The sequence below is a fragment of the Pseudomonas sp. RA_15y_Pfl1_P11 genome, assembly GCF_963970975.1.
Taxonomy (GTDB): Bacteria; Pseudomonadota; Gammaproteobacteria; order Pseudomonadales; family Pseudomonadaceae; genus Aquipseudomonas; species Aquipseudomonas tritici.
In genome coordinates this window covers 17,205-33,659 of record NZ_CAXAOY010000008.1, presented here as the reverse complement: position 1 = coordinate 33,659, position 16,455 = coordinate 17,205, and the positions used below count along the sequence as shown (strand labels likewise).

Here is a 16,455-nt window from a genome sequence, read left to right as displayed (position 1 = left end):
AAAACTTTTCAAATCCTGCGTGTACAGCCGAAGAGTGGCTGACGTACTTTCCTGCAAGGTTTACGAAGAATAAGAAAAAGGACGTTCCCATGAGCCATCCGCCAAACGACATGATCACTTGGGGCATGATGCTGCGTAAGGTGCCTGCCATTGTTTGTGCGCTCCCCCGCGTGGTACGCGGCATGCGTGCCGCCAATGTCACAGACCCCCAGCAACCCTGCGGCCTGGGCTGGCACTTTGAACAAGCCGCCTTGCGTAACCCGGATGGCGCCGCCTTGTTGTACGCCGACCGCGTCCTCAGCTACACCGAAGCCAACCAACAGGCCAACCGCATTGCCCATCATCTGCAGGCCCATGGCATCGGCAAGGGTGATGTAGTCGCGATGTTTATCGAAAACCGTCCCGAACTGCTGCTTAACGTGTTGGCCGTGACCAAGCTGGGCGGCATCTGCGCCATGCTCAATACGGCGCAAACCCAAGCGGCGCTGGTGCACAGCCTTAACCTGGTGAACCCCGTGGCGATCGTGGTGGGGGCAGAATTGGTGGACGCCTACGAAGTCGTGCGTAATGAGGTGGCGATCGAGGCAAAACGCACGTGGTTCGTCGCCGAGCAACACGGCGCCACGGTGCCGCAAGGTTACATCGACCTGATCGCTGCCAGCGCCGAGCGCCCGGCGACTAACCCGGCCAGCACCGCGCAGGTTTTCTTCAACGATCCCTGCTTTTATATCTACACCTCCGGCACCACGGGCTTGCCCAAGGCCGGCATCATGAAGCACGGCCGCTGGACCAAGACCGCCGTCAGCTTCGGCAGCATTGCCTTGGACATGGGCCCGGACGACGTCCTTTATTGCACGCTGCCGCTCTATCACGCCACCGGCCTGTGCGTGTGCTGGGGCTCGGCGATTGTCGGAGCGTCGGGGTTTGCCATCCGGCGTAAATTCAGTGCCAGCCAGTTCTGGGACGACGCGCGTAGATTCAAGGCGACCACCCTCGGTTATGTCGGTGAATTGTGCCGTTACCTGCTCGACCAGCCAGCCAGCGAAAACGATGGTGATCACCGCGTGACCAAGATGGTCGGCAATGGCCTGCGTCCTGGCGTGTGGGCGCAGTTCAAGGCGCGTTACGGCGTCCATCATGTGTGCGAGTTGTATGCCGCCAGCGACGGCAATATCGGCTTCACCAACGTCTTGAATTTCGACAATACCGTCGGTTTTTGCCTGCAGCACTGGGCGCTGGTGGACTACACCCTCGATACGGGTGAGCCCCTACGCGGCAGCGATGGTTTCATGCACAAAGTGAAGACAGGTGGGCAGGGATTGTTGCTGGCCAGGATCGATGAAAAGTCGCCTTATGATGGCTACACCGACCCGGAAAAGAACCGCCAGGTGGTCCTCACCGATGTATTCGTGAAGGGCGACCGCTACTTCAATACCGGCGATCTGGTGCGCAGCATTGGCTTTGGCCATGCGCAATTCGTCGACCGTATGGGGGATACCTATCGCTGGAAGGGCGAAAACGTCTCCACTACTGAAGTTGAGAATGTCCTGTTGCAACATCCGCAGATCGCCGAGGTCGTGGCCTATGGTGTGGAAATCGAAAACACCAACGGCCGTGCCGGCATGGTTGCCATCACCCCGAGCGAGTCCCTGGCCGCCCTGGACATGCGCGAGTTGCTGCAGTTCGCCCATGGCCAGTTGCCGCATTATGCGGTGCCGTTGTTCCTGCGGATCAAGGTGAAGATGGAAACCACCGGTACCTTCAAATACCAGAAAGTACGGCTCAAGCAGGAGGCGTTCGACCCGGACAAGGCAGGCAATGATCCGGTCTACGCCTGGCTGCCGGGTTCGGACTGCTATGTACCGGTGACGGGGCCATTGTTGGCGCAGATCCAGGCCGGCCACTTCCGTTATTAACCGTAGCGTTATTGATTCTGCCTATGGCGCCTTTTGACAAAAAAGCCATGACAGGTGGGAACTCCCTCGCGACACTGGCGCCTATTCAGTATCAGGACAAGGAGCCCCACATGTCAGATCAACCCAAACAAATGACCGATGATGAAGCCGCCGAATTTGCCGAGCAGGTCTTTGACGTCGCCCGCAAAGGCGACGCCGCTATGCTCGCCGCGCTGCTGGCCAAAGGCTTGCCAGCCAATTTTCGTAACCATAACGGCGACACCCTGTTGATGCTCGCGGCCTACCACGGCCATGCCGAGGCGGTAAAAGTCCTGCTGGAGTTCAAGGCTGACCCGCTGATCGCCAATGACAAAAACCAGTTGCCGATCGCCGGGGCTGCGTTCAAGGGCACCTTGCCGGTAGTACAGGCGCTGATCGAAGGGGGCGCGCCAGTGGATGCCTCCTCCTCGGACGGCCGTACCGCCTTGATGATGGCGGCAATGTTCAACCGCGTGGAGATGGTCGACTACCTGCTCGGCCAGGGCGCCAACCCCAAGGCGACTGATGCCCAGGGCGCGACGGCGTTGGCGGCGGCGCAGACCATGGGCGCCGTGGATACGGCGGCGCAGTTGCGGAAACTGGTGTAGGCTACGCGCCCTCAAAAACCAGCCCGCTACAGGACCATGCCCATGAAAACCGCCCTCGTCGAACTCATCAGCAAAATCAGCGCCGGCGTCATGGGCGAGGACGAAGTGGCGCGTATCGCCGATGAAGCGGCCCAGGCCTACGCGGACCCGGCGGCGTTTTTGGCGGCCAACCCGGATATCAACTACGACGATACCTTCCCGATTCCTTTGGGTGAATGGATCGTCGTCGGCAGCCTGCCGGACACCGTGTTGTTCCAGGCCGACACCTACGGCGCCCTGTTCGCACAGATCGTCGCTTCGTTCGGCCCAGGCGTAGCGTTCAACCTCAAGCCCAAGCAACTGGCCAAGACCGAAGACCTGACTGCACTGAACCGCATCCAGATCCAGATGAGTGCCCTCAGCCCGGAAGATGGCGGCTACGTGTTGCTCAACTTCAGCCAACTGTTGGACGACGAGATCCAGGCCGTGCTGGTCTACGGCAACGACCTGCCGCGCGTGCTGGCGTTGTGCGCCGAAGTCGGTATCAAGGGCGAACCGTCCCTGGAAGCGCTGAAGATCGCTGTGCACGTCTGAAATAGAACGGAACCCCGGCCAGTGCTGACTATCCTACAAGTGCATGCCCTCACTTAGGAGCGACACCATGGGTTCGACTTTCAATGGCCTGATCGGGCTGATCATCCTGGCGCTGGATATCTGGGCGATCATCAATGTGTTCAAAAGCGGTGCCAGCACGGGCGCCAAGGTGCTGTGGATTTTGCTGATCCTGTTGTTGCCGGTGCTGGGCTTGATCATTTGGGCAATCGCCGGGCCGCGTGGCAACGTGCGGATATGACTGTAAAACTGCCCACTCAACATTGAATGGCCGTAGTCAATGTGGGAGGGGGGCAATCCCCCTCCCATATTTCTTTGTGTCGAAATATTCGCTATACAGAATTTTCACACAGCCTTCCGGACAATTCCCTTCGTTCTATTTCCTTGTAGGACGGCTCTGTCGCCGGCTGGCGAAAGCCCTACAAAGAAGTGTTTTTCCTCAGTAATCAATAGCGTTGATGGCATTCATCGGGCACCATTTGCGCCAACGCGCTTACCCCCCGTTCCTACACGCTTGGGCGTGGGCAGGATGCCGCAGCAATATTTCGCAACTTAAACTTCCAATGGGTCCTCAAACGACATGGCAAACCCGGACGCCCTGAATCATCAGCGAGCTTCAAGTCGCCTGCTGCAACCCACCGTCAAATCCCATCTGGCATACACGCTGCTCTGCGCACTGGTCATGATGGTGATGTTCTCCCTGCTGCGCCTGGCGCTGCTGGTGTACAACCGCGAGATGATCCTCGACACGCCGGCCTCGACCTTCCTTGAAGCGTTCGCCAACGGCCTGCGCCTGGACCTGCGCCTGGTGGTTTACCTGATCATCCCATTGCTGCTGGCGTTGTTCAGCGTACGGGCGATGGCTGCTCGCGGGTTCTTCCGTTTCTGGCTGACCGTGGCGTCCAGCATCGCCCTGTTCCTGGGCCTGATGGAAATGGACTTCTATCGCGAGTTCCACCAGCGCCTCAACGGCCTGGTGTTCCAGTACGTGAAGGAAGACCCGAAAACCGTGATGAGCATGCTCTGGTACGGTTTTCCGGTGGTGCGTTACCTGCTGGCCTGGGCCGTGGGCACGCTGATCCTGAGCATCGCCTTCAAAGGCGCCGACCGTGCAACGCGCCCACGCGGGCCGTTCAGCGGTGGCAGCATCGGCACTCGCCAAGTAGCGCCGTGGTACACGCGTATTGCGGTGTTCGTAGTCTGCCTGTTGGTCGCTGTCATCGCCGCGCGTGGCACTCTGCGCCAAGGCGCGCCACTGCGTTGGGGTGACGTCTACACCACCGACTCGAACTTCGCTAACCAACTGGGCCTGAATGGCACGTTGTCGCTGGTCGGCGCGGCCAAGGCACGGTTCTCCGAGCATCGTGACAACACTTGGAAGGCGACGCTGGAACAGCCGTTGGCGACCCAGACTGTGCGCGACATGCTGGTGCTGCCGACGGAAAAACTGGTGGATACCGACACCGCCGCCGTGCGCCGCGAGTTCACCCCACCGGCAGAGAAAACCCTGCCGATCAAGAACGTCGTCGTGATCCTGATGGAAAGCTTCGCCGGTCACTCGGTCGGCGCCCTGGGTCGTCCGGGTAACATCACGCCGTACTTCGACAAACTGTCCAAGGAAGGCCTGTTGTTCGACCGCTTCTTCTCCAACGGCACTCACACTCACCAGGGGATGTTTGCCACCATGGCGTGTTTCCCCAACCTGCCGGCGTTCGAATACCTGATGCAGACCCCGGAAGGCAGCCACAAGCTGTCGGGCCTGCCCCAGTTGCTCAGCGCGCGCAAGTTTGACGACGTGTATGTCTACAACGGTGACTTCGCCTGGGATAACCAATCGGGCTTCTTCAGCAACCAGGGCATGACCCACTTCATTGGTCGCAACGACTTCGTCGACCCGGTGTTCTCCGACCCGACCTGGGGCGTGTCCGATCAGGACATGTTCAACCGTGGCCTGGAAGAGCTGAAAGCCCGCGAAGGCGGCAAGCCGTTCTATGCCTTGCTGCAAACCTTGTCCAACCACACGCCGTATGCCTTGCCGACGCCATTGCCGGTCGAAAAGGTCACGGGTCGTGGCAGCCTTGACGAGCATTTGACGGCGATGCGCTACTCCGACTGGGCGTTGGGCCAGTTCTTTGAAAAGGCGCGTAAGGAGCCGTATTTCAAGGAAACCTTGTTCGTGATTGTCGGCGACCACGGCTTTGGCAACGAACAGCAGATCACCGAAATGGACCTGGGTCGCTTTAACGTGCCGATGCTGATGATCGCACCGGGCATACAGGAGAAGTTCGGCGAGCGTGACCACACCGTGGGCACCCAGATCGACATCGTGCCGACCATCATGGGCCGCCTGGGTGGCGAAACCTTGCACCAGTGCTGGGGGCGCGACCTGCTGAACCTGCCGGAAGGCGATAAAGGCTTCGGCGTGATCAAACCGTCGGGCAGCGATCAGACAGTGGCGCTGGTTACCGGCGATCGCATTCTGGTGTTGCCGAAGGAAATGCCACCCAAGCTCTGGGAATATGAGCTGGGCGCCCACCCGACCGGTAGAGTGATTCCTGAATCGCCGGACGAGGGGGCATTGAGGCAGAAACTTGAGTCGTTCCTACAGACGGCGACCAAGAGCCTGTTGGATAACACCGCCGGTGTGGCTGACGGCAAGCCGGACTAATTAACCGGCAATAAAAAAGAGGCCTTTTTCAAGGCCTCTTTTTTTGCTGTTTTTTTGCTACCAGGACTTTATATCCGGCCAAGCAACATCAACACCAGCAGCACAACCAATACCACCCCGAGGATACCCGACGGGCCGTAACCCCAGTTACGCGAGTGAGGGAACACTGGCAGACCACCGACCAGCAGGAGGATCAGGATAATGATCAGAATGAGGCTCATGGTTTTTCCTTATTGTCTTTCTGCAAAGACCGGTTATTTAACGATAGGCCCGACAGCTAACTTACGGACGCCTTAATAACTCCGACTATTGCCCCTCGCGAAAAATTCAGTATTTTTTAAAGCATTTCGTGCACTCGCTTATTTCTTTTAATGCGTTCGCAAATCCGCTTTGCTAGTTGAAAAATATTGAACTTAGGCAATAGGCAAACATCCGACCCAGTCGCCGGTTTGCCAAGGGCATTCATCACTCTGATGGTGGGTGGGTGTGGGAAAAACCTTCGCTACACTGCCGGTCACTTCTTCCGTGAACCACAAGGCTACCTCCTATGCAAAATCGCATGATGATCACTGGCGCCGGGTCTGGCCTGGGTCGCGAAATCGCTCTGCGCTGGGCCCGCGAAGGTTGGCAATTGGCCTTGTCTGACGTCAGCGAGCCGGGCTTGCAGGAAACCCTCAAGCGCGTGCGCGAGGCGGGCGGCGACGGTTTTGTGCAGCGCTGTGACGTGCGCGATTACAGCCAGCTCACCGCATTTGCCCAGGCTTGCGAGGTGAAACTGGGTGGCATCGATGTGATCGTCAACAATGCAGGCGTGGCTTCGGGTGGGTTCTTCGCCGAACTGTCCCTGGAAGACTGGGACTGGCAAATAGCAATCAACCTGATGGGCGTGGTCAAGGGCTGCAAGGCGTTCCTGCCCCTGCTGGAAAAGAGCAAGGGCCGCATCATCAACATCGCGTCTATGGCGGCATTGATGCAGGGCCCGGCCATGAGCAACTACAACGTGGCCAAGGCCGGCGTGGTGGCGCTGTCGGAAAGTCTGCTGGTGGAGCTAAAGCAGCAGGAAGTCGGCGTGCACGTGGTCTGCCCGTCGTTCTTCCAGACCAACCTGCTCGACTCGTTCCGTGGGCCGACCCCGGCGATGAAGGCCCAAGTGGGCAAACTGCTTGAGAGCTCGCCGATTTCGGCGGCAGACATTGCCGATTACATTTATCAGCGCGTCGTAGCAGGCGAGTTCATGATCCTGCCCCATGAGCAAGGGCGGATGGCGTGGGCGTTGAAGCAGAAGAACCCGCAGTTGCTCTATGACGAGATGACCACCATGGCCGACAAGATGCGTGCCAAAGCGCAGGCGGTTAAAGGCTGATCAGGTGGCAGTCTGTCAGGTAAGTTACCTGCGTATGTAGGGAGTGCCTGATTTCACCGCAAGGCATTGATGGCCCCACAGCCAGCGCGCATGGTCGAGGTCCTGTCATTCTAAAAGGACAACCGCCATGCTGGTCTTAAGCCGCGCCGTAGGCGAAGTCATCTCCATTGGCGATGACATCGCCGTGCACATCCTCGAGTTGAACGGTAACCAGGTGAAGTTCGGTGTTGCAGCGCCGGCCGGGGTGCATGTTCATCGCGCGGAGGTGTACCAGAAAATCCTCGAACGCCAAGCCGCTGAGCTGCACGCGGCCCCCAACCCTTAGCGCATTTTCAGTCGAATAGATGCTTGGGCACGTCGTGCTTGAGCATCAACTGGCATTGCTCGCTCTCGGGGTCGAACACGATCAGCGCCTGGCCTTTGGTCAGCGCCTGGCGCACGCGCAATACGCGGGTCTCCAGGGGCGTGTCGTCGCCATTGTCGGTGCCGTCACGGGTGACGAAGTCTTCGATGAGGCGGGTCAGGGTGTCGACTTCAAGAGCGTCGTAGGGAATCAGCATACAAGCCTCGGGTGATGGATCCCGGCGATGCTACTGCGCCGGGACCGGAGTTGCCAGTCTCAGGGCTTGTTGCCCACCAGGCTCTCCACCGATGGCACCCGCGTGTCGCTCTCCATTTGTGCATCGTGTTCAATCTGATGACTGAACCGATCCAGTGAACCCTGGGCCGGTTGTGCGTCGCTGGCGAATACGGGCGGGCTGAGAATATACGCGCCCAGCAGGCGGCTCAGCGCCGCGAGGCTATCGATATGGGTGCGTTCGTAGCCGTGAGTCGCGTCGCAGCCAAACGCCAGCAACGCGGTGCGGATATCATGGCCTGCGGTCACGGCCGAGTGCGCATCGCTGAAGTAGTAGCGGAACAGGTCGCGGCGCACCGGCAACTCGTTGTCAGACGCCAGGCGCAGCAAATGCCGCGAGAGGTGATAGTCATACGGCCCACCCGAATCCTGCATCGCCACGCTCACCGCATGTTCACTGGAATGCTGGCCGGGGGCGACGGGGGCGATATCGATGCCGACGAACTCACTGACATCCCAGGGCAGGGCGGCCGCTGCGCCGCTGCCGGTCTCCTCGGTAATAGTGAAGAGTGGGTGGCAGTCGATCAGCAACGGCTCGCCGCTGTCGACAATCGCCTTGAGCGCGGCGAGCAGGGCAGCGACGCCAGCCTTGTCGTCAAGGTGTCGGGCGCTGATGTGCCCACTTTCGGTAAATTCGGGCAGCGGGTCGAAGGCCACGTAGTCACCGATGCCGACCCCCAGGGAATCGCAATCGGCGCGGGTCGCGCAGTAGGCGTCCAGGCGCAGCTCCACGTGGTCCCAGCTCACCGGCATTTCGTCCACGGCGGTGTTGAACGCGTGCCCGGAGGCCATCAACGGCAGCACGCTGCCACGGATCACACCGTTATCGGTAAACAGGCTGACGCGGCTGCCTTCGGCAAATCGGCTCGACCAGCAGCCCACCGGCGCCAGGCTCAGGCGGCCGTTGTCCTTGATCGCGCGTACGGCGGCGCCGATGGTGTCCAAGTGTGCGGACACCGCACGGTCTGGGCTGTTCTTCTGGCCCTTGAGGGTGGCGCGAATAGTGCCGCGCCGCGTCATTTCAAACGGAATGCCCAGTTCTTCCAGGCGCTCGGCGACGTAGCGCACGATGGTGTCGGTAAACCCGGTGGGGCTGGGGATGGCGAGCATTTCCAGCAGCACTTTTTGCAGGTAAGCGAGATCCGGTTCGGGGATGGTTTGGGGCATAAAGGGGTCCTTTAGTTGCAAGCTATTAGCTGCAAGCTGCAAGTTCGGTGTGGTGTAAGGCTGTTGAGTTCGCTTGAAGCTTGAAGCTAAAAGCTTGCCGCTTGCCGCTACCCACTATACGGAAACAACAAATCGACAAATTTTTCAGCAGTGGGTTGCGGTTCATGATTGGCCAGGCCGGCGCGTTCGTTGGCTTCGATAAACACGTACTCGGGTTGATCGGCGGCAGGCACCATCAGGTCCAGGCCGACCATGGGAATATCCAGGGCGCGCGCAGCGCGCACGGCGGCGTCCACCAGCGTGGGGTGCAGGATCGCGGTGACGTCTTCCAGGCAACCCCCCGTGTGCAGATTGGCGGTACGGCGCACGGCCAGGGTCTGGCCGCGAGGCAGGATGCTGCTGTAGTCGTAGCCGGCGGCTGTCAAGGTGCGCTCGGTTTCGGCGTCGACCGGGATTTTGCTTTCACCGTCGGTGGCGGCCTGGCGGCGGCGGCTCTGGGCTTCTATCAAGGCGCCGATGGAATGCTGACCGTCGCCAGTCACTTCGGCTGGGCGTCGGATTGCAGCGGCGACAACTTCGAAACCAATCACCAGGATGCGCAGATCCAGGCCTTCGTGAAAGCTTTCCAACAATACCCGACTGTCAAACTGCCGCGCCGCTTCAATCGCCTGCTGCACGTCTTCGATGCTTTGCAAATCCACCGCTACACCATGGCCTTGCTCGCCATCCAGCGGCTTGACCACGACGCGCTGGTGTTCCTCGAGGAACTCCAGGTTGTCATCGGCGCTGCCCGCGAGTTGTTGCGACGGCACGTTCAGCCCTGCGGCTTTCAGGGTTTTATGCGTCAGGCTTTTATCCTGACACAGCGTCATGCTGACGGCGGTGGTCAGGTCGCTCAGGGATTCACGGCAGCGCACACGGCGGCTGCCATGACTCAAGGTGAACATGCCCGCATCAGCGTCATCCACCTGCACATCGATACCTCGGCGGTGGGCCTCCTCCACGATGATTCGTGCATAAGGGTTGAACCCCGCCTGCGGGCCGGGGCCGAGAAACAAAGGCTGGTTGATGCCATTTTTACGCTTGATCGCAAAGGTGGTCAGCGCGCGAAAACCGAGCTTGGCGTAAAGGTTCTTGGCTTGGCGATTATCGTGCAGCACCGACAAATCCAGATAGCTCAAGCCACGGCTCATGAAGTGTTCCACCAGATGGCGCACCAGCACCTCACCCACACCGGGGCGCGTGCATTGCGGGTCAACCGCCAGGCACCACAGGCTGCAACCGTTTTCCGGGTCGTGAAAGGCTTTTTGGTGATTGAGGCCCATCACGCTGCCGATCACCGCGCCGCTGTCTTCATCCTCTGCCAGCCAATACACCGGGCCACCTTGATGGCGCGGCGTGAGGCGTTCGGTGTCGACAGGCAACATGCCGCGCCCTTGATAGAGCCGGTTCACCGCCAGCCAATCCGCCTCGCTCTGCACGCGGCGAATACGGAAGCCACGAAACACTCGAGTCGCTGGGCGATAGTCGCTGAACCAAAGGCGCAACGTGTCGGATGGATCAAGAAACAACTGCTGAGGATCGATCCCCAGAATTTGCTGGGGGGCCGCCACATACAGGGCGATGTCTCGCTCGCCAGCCTGCTCATTGAGCAACTCCAGGGCGAGGCTGGCAGGGTCCGGAAAGGTATGGCCTATCAACAGCCGACCCCAACCGCAATGCACGGCAATCGGTTCGGCGGCCAAGGGGCTTCCGTCTTCAGCCAGGCGGGCTTGCAGGCGCTCGTAGGTTGGCGCCTGGCCCTTCAGCAAGCGTTGGCTGTAAGCCGCTGCAAGAGGTTTCATCAATCAGATTCCTTGTTCGCTGAGCCACAGGTTCAGCGCCGCCAGTTGCCACAGCTTGGAGCCGCGCAACGGCGTCAGTTGGCCCTGCGGATCGGTGAGCAGGCGGTCGAGCATGGCCGGGTTGAACAGGCCGCGATCCTGGCTGGGGTCCAGCAGCAGTTCACGGACCCAGTTCAGGGTATCGCCTTGCAAATGCTTGAGGCCCGGCACTGGAAAGTAGCCCTTCTTGCGGTCAATGACTTCGCTTGGGATGACACGGCGCGCGGCTTCTTTGAGGACCTGCTTGCCGCCATCAGGCAACTTGAACTTGCCAGGTACACGGGCCGACAGCTCCACCAGACGGTAGTCCAGAAACGGCGTACGCGCCTCCAGGCCCCAGGCCATGGTCATGTTATCGACGCGTTTGACCGGGTCGTCCACCAGCATCACTGTGCTGTCCAGACGCAGTGCCTTGTCCACGGCGGCATCGGCGCCTGGCATGGCGAAATGCTCGCGTACAAAGTCACCGGCAGCGTCGTTGGCCGTCAGCCATTTCGGCGCGACGGTGGCGGCGTAATCTTCGTAGCTGCGGTCGAAAAACGCATCGCGATACGCCGCATAAGGATCGCTGGCGCCATCCACCTGCGGGTACCAGTGGTAACCGGCGAACAGCTCGTCGGCGCCCTGGCCGCTCTGCACCACCTTGCAATGCTTGGCCACTTCCCGCGACAGCAGGTAGAAAGCGATGCAGTCATGGCTGACCATTGGCTCGCTCATGGCGCGAAATGCCGCCGGCAGTTGCTCGATGATCTCGCTTTCAGCAATGCGCAATTGGTGGTGACGGGTGCCGTAGTGCTTGGCGATCAGGTCGGAGTACTGGAACTCGTTGCCAGCCTCGCCGCCCGCGTCTTCAAAACCGATGGAGAAGGTCGACAGGTCTTGCACGCCGACTTCGCGCAGCAGGCCGACGAGCATGCTCGAATCGACACCGCCGGACAGCAGCACGCCGACATCCACGGCGGCACGTTGGCGGATGGCCACGGCTTCGCGGGTGCTGTCGAGCACGCGATCAGTCCAGTCTTCCAGGCTGAGGTTTTTCTCGTCCTCATGCGGACCGTAGGGCAGGGTCCACCAGGTTTTCTGCTCGGTCTTGCCGTTGGCTTCGACACGCATCCAGCTCGCCGGTGGCAGTTTTTCAATGCCTGCCAGCAGGGTACGCGGTGCAGGCACCACAGCGTGGAAGTTCAAGTAGTGGTTGAGCGCCACCGGATCAAGGATCGGGTTGATATCGCCGCCCTTGAGCAGCGCAGGCAATGCCGAGGCAAAGCGCAAGCGCTGGCCGGTGCGCGACAGGTACAACGGTTTTACGCCGAGACGGTCACGTGCGATAAACAAACGCTGGGCATCGCGCTCCCAGATGGCGAAGGCAAACATGCCGTTGAGCTTGGGCAGCAGCGCTTCGCCCCAGGCGTGGTAGCCCTTGAGCAGCACTTCGGTGTCGCCCCCGGAATAGAAGGCGTAGCCCAAGGCTTCCAGCTCTTTGCGCAATTCCGGGAAGTTATAGATCGCACCGTTGAAGGCCAGGCTAAGGCCGAGGTGTGAATCGACCATGGGTTGGGCCGAGCCGTCCGACAGGTCCATGATCTTCAGGCGTCTGTGGCCCAGGGCAATCGGCCCTTGGGCATGGAAGCCCCAGGCATCCGGGCCACGTGGGGCCAAGTGATGGGTGATGCGCTCAATGGCCGCCAAGTCGGCAGGTTGGGCATCGAAACGTAATTCTCCAGCTAATCCGCACATAAATTCCTTACCGGTTTTTCCGTTGGGGAGGGGTCAATACTCAATACGCCGCTGAGGGCGCGTACCCAGAAACTGACCCAGTGCTATCCGTAGAGTTTTAGACCGATAAGTTATAAGGCAAATAGGCGCACTGGCGTTAATGCCCTCGTTTGCGCTGATTACGGTGTCTTTGTTTTGCCTCGAATCAATGCCCGCAAGGCAAATCGGTTGGGGTGGCAAGCTTCGGCCACATTGGCCGGTACGGGCAGCGGTTCGTCACTCAGCCAGGCAGCGATCAGTTCGCCGCACAGTGGCGCCGTGATCAGCCCGCGTGAACCGTGGCCGCTATTGATGTACACCCCCGGTAGCCACGGGCACGGCGTATCCGGGACTTGCCGGGCGTCTTTGCCGAGCACGGCATACACGCTTTGAAACGCCGTACGATCCGCCAGCGGTCCGACAATCGGCAGGTAATCAGGGCTGGTGCAGCGGAATGCGGCACGCCCCTCCAGCTGTTCCGGGGCCAGTTGTTCTCCGCCCAGGCGCTGCAGCAGGTCTGTGGAAATCTCGCGCAGCATTTCCAGGTTGCCAGCATGTTCGGCAGCGGTGGCCGTGAGGTCGTCGTTGGTGAAGTCGAAGCTGGCGCCAAGCGTGTGTTCACCCAGCCGGGCGGGGGCGACATAGCCTTCGGCGCACACCACCGTGCCCAGCGCCTCACTGGCCGAGGTTTGCGCCAGGCGGCTGATCTGCCCACGAATCCGCTTGAGCGGCAAGTCGGCGCTGAACGCGAACCGCTTGATTTCAGCAGCGCCCGCCAGCACCACCACCGAGGCGCTCGCCAGTACGCAATCGCCGTTGCGGGCTTGCCACTGGCCATCGACCCGGTGCAGCTCAGCGGCCTCGTTGTGTGTGAGGACCTCAATCAACGGATGTGCCGCCTGCCACTGGCACAGCGCCGGCGGGTGCACCCAACCGCCTTCGGGGAAAAACAGGCCGCCCTGGGCCAGGCTGATCCCGGCGCGTTGTTGGGCCTGATCGCGGTCCAGCAGGTGCAGCAGATCCGGGGCGAACGCGTCGGCGAGTTGCACCTGGCGCTGGCCTTCCTTGGCATCAAACGCTAGTTGCAGCACGCCGCAGCCGTCCCAGTCGACACCACGCTGCAAGTGCTCCAACAGCCGTCGGGTGTGGCCGAAACCGCTGAGGATCAGCTGCGACAAGGCCGTGCCATGTGCGGACAGTTTGAGATACAGCACGCCTTGGGGGTTGCCCGACGCTTCCTGCGCCAACGCCGCGTGGCGCTCCAGCAGGCTGACGCGCCAGCCTCGCGCCGCGAGGCTGGCGGCGGTGGCGCAACCGGCCAGGCCGCCGCCGATGACCATGGCATGGCGTTCACCGTCGAGGGCAGGCGGGCGGGCGAACCAGGGTTTGGCTGACGTTGGGCGCGGCGTGTCATGGGGCCAGCCAAGGTACTCGCCGCGCAGGATCTCCCACTTGTGGCCGATGCCTGGCGTGCGCTTCATCTTGAACCCGGCCGCGTTGATCAACCGTCGCACCCAGCCGGTGCTGGTAAAGGTACTGATGGTTGAGCCGGGTGCCGCCAGGCGCGCCAGTTCGGCAAACAGCTCGGCGGTCCACATGTCCGGGTTTTTCGCCGGGGCGAAGCCGTCGAGAAACCACGCGTCGATCTGCGCATCCAGTTGTGGCAATTGTTCCAGGGCATCGCCGATCAACAGGGTCAGGGTCACGCGGCCGTTATCCAGCACCAGCCGCTGGAAGCCTTGATGGACAGCGATGTACTGCGCCAGCAGTTGCTCGGCGAAGGGCTGCAGTTCGGGCCAGAGGGCGAGGGCGCGTTGCAGGTCGGCGTGGCTCAGCGGATACTTTTCCACGCTGAGAAAATGCAGGTGCGCGCCGGCAACCGCGTGCTGTTCGAACAGTTGCCAGGCACACAGGAAATTCAACCCGGTGCCGAAGCCGGTTTCACCAATCACCAGCCGCCCACCCGCCGGGAGGGCCGCGAAGCGTTCCTGCAAACGGTTCTGTTCGAGGAATACATAGCGGGTTTCTTCAAGGCCCGACTTGTCGGAAAAGTACACATCGTCAAACGCCCGCGAGTGCGGGCGACCTTGATCATCCCAGTCGAGCTGGGCGTGGGTGATGGGGGTCATGGACGGCTCATAAAAAAGCAGGCAAAGGCAAGGTGGCCATTCTAGCTGATCAACAAGCTTTGAATTGACCTACGGCAAGCGCGTATGGAATTTCCTCCCGCGCGCTGCTGCCCAATCCGCTAGTCTTGATCCATTTTGAAACGGAGCTGCCCATGTTCGAATCCGCTGAAATCGGCCACGCCATCGACAAAGACACTTACGACGCCGAAGTGCCGGCACTGCGTGAAGCCCTGCTGGAAGCGCAGTACGAGCTGCAACAGCAGAAGCGCTTTCCGGTCATCATTCTGATCAATGGCATCGAAGGCGCCGGTAAAGGCGAGACCGTCAAACTGCTCAATGAATGGATGGACCCGCGCTTGATCGAAGTGCGCACCTTCGACCAGCAGACCGACGAAGAACTGGCGCGCCCGCCTGCCTGGCGCTACTGGCGTCAACTGCCTGCCAAAGGCCGCATGGGCGTGTTTTTCGGCAATTGGTACAGCCAGATGCTGCAAAGCCGCGTGCATGGGCAGATCAAGGATGCACGTCTGGACCAGGCTATCGCCGGCGCCGAGCGTCTGGAGAAGATGCTCTGCGATGAAGGTGCGCTGATCTTCAAGTTCTGGTTCCACCTGTCCAAAAAGCAAATGAAGGCGCGGCTCAAGGCCTTGGCCGATGACCCGCTGCACAGCTGGCGCATCAGCCCGCTGGATTGGCAGCAGTCCGAGACGTACGACAAATTCGTGCATTTCGGCGAACGTGTGCTGCGCCGCACCAGCCGCGACTATGCACCGTGGCATGTCATCGAAGGCGTTGACGCGCATTACCGTGGGCTGACCGTGGGCAAGATCCTGCTCGAAGGCCTGCAAAACGCCTTGAAGCTGCCCAAGGGCAAGGCCAGTGGCATGAACCCGGCGCCGTTACCCTCGGCGGTGGACCAGATGAGCCTGCTTAATAGCCTCGACATGACGCTGCGGCTGGACAAGGACGATTACGAAGAGCAACTGATTACTGAGCAGGCGCGCCTCTCCGGCCTGATGCGAGACAAACGCATGCGCAAGCACGCCCTGGTCACGGTATTTGAAGGCAACGATGCGGCGGGCAAGGGCGGGGCGATCCGTCGTGTCGCCGCCGCACTGGACCCGCGCCAATACCATATCGTGCCGGTTGCCGCGCCCACCGAAGACGAACGCGCCCAGCCGTACTTGTGGCGGTTCTGGCAGAAAATCCCGGCGCGGGGCAAGTTCACCGTGTTTGATCGTTCGTGGTACGGCCGTGTACTCGTTGAGCGCATCGAGGGCTTTTGCACCACGGCGGACTGGATGCGCGCCTATGGCGAGATCAATGACTTCGAAGAGCAACTGCGCGATGCCGGCGTGATCGTGGTGAAGTTCTGGCTGGCCATCGACAAGCAGACCCAGTTGGAGCGTTTCCAGGCTCGGGAGGAAATCCCCTTCAAGCGCTTCAAGATCACCGAGGACGATTGGCGCAATCGCGACAAATGGGACGACTATCGCGCCGCCGTCGGCGATATGGTCGACCGTACCAGCACTGAAGTCTCGCCCTGGACGTTGGTCGAAGCCAATGACAAGCGCTGGGCCCGGGTCAAGGTATTGCGCACGATCAACCGGGCGCTGGAGGAGGCATTCGAACAATCCGACAAGCACGGCAAGAAAGGCAAGAAGAAGTAGGCCTATCCATAGGGTGAATGATCGTCGCGGTTGATGGGAGCTGGATCTAT

Annotated in this window: 14 protein-coding genes; 8 read left to right on the top strand and 6 right to left on the bottom strand. The window is 60.6% G+C overall.

Going from position 1 to position 16,455, the window contains the following annotated elements:
• Positions 1–89: 89 nt before the first annotated feature.
• From AACY44_RS12460 to AACY44_RS12440, 5 genes are all read left to right on the top strand, one after another.
• Positions 90–1,916, top strand: a complete 1,827-nt coding sequence (locus AACY44_RS12460) for a long-chain-acyl-CoA synthetase (protein ID WP_339436280.1) — start codon at positions 90–92, stop codon at positions 1,914–1,916.
• A 110-nt stretch (positions 1,917–2,026) separates the two neighbouring features.
• On the top strand, positions 2,027–2,542 hold the full coding sequence (locus AACY44_RS12455) for an ankyrin repeat domain-containing protein (protein WP_339416486.1): 516 nt from the start codon (positions 2,027–2,029) through the stop codon (positions 2,540–2,542).
• 42 nt (positions 2,543–2,584) lie between these two features.
• A complete protein-coding gene (locus tag AACY44_RS12450) occupies positions 2,585–3,115 on the top strand; it encodes a hypothetical protein (RefSeq protein WP_339436279.1) in 531 nt (176 codons plus the stop codon).
• Between the two features lie 67 nt (positions 3,116–3,182).
• Complete coding sequence (locus tag AACY44_RS12445; RefSeq protein ID WP_003172956.1) at positions 3,183–3,374, top strand: PLDc N-terminal domain-containing protein; 192 nt, start codon at positions 3,183–3,185, stop codon at positions 3,372–3,374.
• Between the two features lie 339 nt (positions 3,375–3,713).
• On the top strand, positions 3,714–5,801 hold the full coding sequence (locus tag AACY44_RS12440; RefSeq protein ID WP_339436278.1) for an LTA synthase family protein: 2,088 nt from the start codon (positions 3,714–3,716) through the stop codon (positions 5,799–5,801).
• 68 nt (positions 5,802–5,869) lie between these two features.
• Here AACY44_RS12440 and AACY44_RS12435 read toward each other — a convergent pair whose 3' ends face one another.
• Positions 5,870–6,022 (bottom strand): DUF3309 family protein, encoded by a 153-nt coding sequence (locus tag AACY44_RS12435; protein ID WP_065873322.1) that lies wholly within the window; start codon positions 6,020–6,022, stop codon positions 5,870–5,872.
• A 326-nt stretch (positions 6,023–6,348) separates the two neighbouring features.
• On the opposite strand from AACY44_RS12435, the gene AACY44_RS12430 reads away from it, so the two are divergent.
• Together AACY44_RS12430 and csrA are read left to right on the top strand one after the other, a co-directional pair.
• Positions 6,349–7,164, top strand: a complete 816-nt coding sequence (locus AACY44_RS12430; protein ID WP_339530360.1) for an SDR family oxidoreductase — start codon at positions 6,349–6,351, stop codon at positions 7,162–7,164.
• Between the two features lie 127 nt (positions 7,165–7,291).
• Positions 7,292–7,489 (top strand): carbon storage regulator CsrA, encoded by a 198-nt coding sequence (gene csrA, locus AACY44_RS12425; protein WP_049712242.1) that lies wholly within the window; start codon positions 7,292–7,294, stop codon positions 7,487–7,489.
• A 7-nt stretch (positions 7,490–7,496) separates the two neighbouring features.
• Here csrA and AACY44_RS12420 read toward each other — a convergent pair whose 3' ends face one another.
• From AACY44_RS12420 to mnmC, 5 genes are all read right to left on the bottom strand, one after another.
• Positions 7,497–7,724, bottom strand: coding sequence for a YheU family protein (locus AACY44_RS12420; protein WP_003192759.1), 228 nt, complete (start codon positions 7,722–7,724; stop codon positions 7,497–7,499).
• Positions 7,725–7,783: 59 nt separating this feature from the next.
• Positions 7,784–8,968: an osmoprotectant NAGGN system M42 family peptidase gene (locus AACY44_RS12415; protein ID WP_339416483.1), complete on the bottom strand. Its 1,185-nt coding sequence runs from the start codon at positions 8,966–8,968 to the stop codon at positions 7,784–7,786.
• Positions 8,969–9,075: 107 nt separating this feature from the next.
• Positions 9,076–10,812 carry an N-acetylglutaminylglutamine synthetase gene (gene ngg, locus AACY44_RS12410; protein ID WP_339416482.1) on the bottom strand — a complete coding sequence of 579 codons (1,737 nt, stop codon included), beginning with the start codon at positions 10,810–10,812 and terminating at the stop codon, positions 9,076–9,078.
• A 3-nt stretch (positions 10,813–10,815) separates the two neighbouring features.
• Positions 10,816–12,588 carry an N-acetylglutaminylglutamine amidotransferase gene (locus AACY44_RS12405; RefSeq protein WP_339416481.1) on the bottom strand — a complete coding sequence of 591 codons (1,773 nt, stop codon included), beginning with the start codon at positions 12,586–12,588 and terminating at the stop codon, positions 10,816–10,818.
• A 158-nt stretch (positions 12,589–12,746) separates the two neighbouring features.
• Positions 12,747–14,735 (bottom strand): bifunctional tRNA (5-methylaminomethyl-2-thiouridine)(34)-methyltransferase MnmD/FAD-dependent 5-carboxymethylaminomethyl-2-thiouridine(34) oxidoreductase MnmC, encoded by a 1,989-nt coding sequence (mnmC, locus tag AACY44_RS12400; RefSeq protein ID WP_339427430.1) that lies wholly within the window; start codon positions 14,733–14,735, stop codon positions 12,747–12,749.
• A gap of 152 nt (positions 14,736–14,887) precedes the next feature.
• Here mnmC and pap point away from each other — a divergent pair, with 152 nt between their 5' ends.
• Positions 14,888–16,405: a polyphosphate:AMP phosphotransferase gene (gene pap / locus AACY44_RS12395; protein WP_339416479.1), complete on the top strand. Its 1,518-nt coding sequence runs from the start codon at positions 14,888–14,890 to the stop codon at positions 16,403–16,405.
• The last annotated feature ends 50 nt before the right edge of the window (positions 16,406–16,455 follow it).

What these genes read in the sequence shown, in the direction of transcription:
- AACY44_RS12460 (WP_339436280.1), top strand. Translation starts at nt 90, where the DNA reads ATGAGCCATCCGCCAAACGACATGATCACTTGGGGCATGATGCTGCGT.
- AACY44_RS12455 (WP_339416486.1), top strand. Translation starts at nt 2,027, where the DNA reads ATGTCAGATCAACCCAAACAAATGACCGATGATGAAGCCGCCGAATTT.
- AACY44_RS12450 (WP_339436279.1), top strand. Translation starts at nt 2,585, where the DNA reads ATGAAAACCGCCCTCGTCGAACTCATCAGCAAAATCAGCGCCGGCGTC.
- AACY44_RS12445 (WP_003172956.1), top strand. Translation starts at nt 3,183, where the DNA reads ATGGGTTCGACTTTCAATGGCCTGATCGGGCTGATCATCCTGGCGCTG.
- AACY44_RS12440 (WP_339436278.1), top strand. Translation starts at nt 3,714, where the DNA reads ATGGCAAACCCGGACGCCCTGAATCATCAGCGAGCTTCAAGTCGCCTG.
- AACY44_RS12435 (WP_065873322.1), bottom strand. Translation starts at nt 6,022, where the DNA reads ATGAGCCTCATTCTGATCATTATCCTGATCCTCCTGCTGGTCGGTGGT.
- AACY44_RS12430 (WP_339530360.1), top strand. Translation starts at nt 6,349, where the DNA reads ATGCAAAATCGCATGATGATCACTGGCGCCGGGTCTGGCCTGGGTCGC.
- csrA (WP_049712242.1), top strand. Translation starts at nt 7,292, where the DNA reads ATGCTGGTCTTAAGCCGCGCCGTAGGCGAAGTCATCTCCATTGGCGAT.
- AACY44_RS12420 (WP_003192759.1), bottom strand. Translation starts at nt 7,724, where the DNA reads ATGCTGATTCCCTACGACGCTCTTGAAGTCGACACCCTGACCCGCCTC.
- AACY44_RS12415 (WP_339416483.1), bottom strand. Translation starts at nt 8,968, where the DNA reads ATGCCCCAAACCATCCCCGAACCGGATCTCGCTTACCTGCAAAAAGTG.
- ngg (WP_339416482.1), bottom strand. Translation starts at nt 10,812, where the DNA reads ATGAAACCTCTTGCAGCGGCTTACAGCCAACGCTTGCTGAAGGGCCAG.
- AACY44_RS12405 (WP_339416481.1), bottom strand. Translation starts at nt 12,588, where the DNA reads ATGTGCGGATTAGCTGGAGAATTACGTTTCGATGCCCAACCTGCCGAC.
- mnmC (WP_339427430.1), bottom strand. Translation starts at nt 14,735, where the DNA reads ATGACCCCCATCACCCACGCCCAGCTCGACTGGGATGATCAAGGTCGC.
- pap (WP_339416479.1), top strand. Translation starts at nt 14,888, where the DNA reads ATGTTCGAATCCGCTGAAATCGGCCACGCCATCGACAAAGACACTTAC.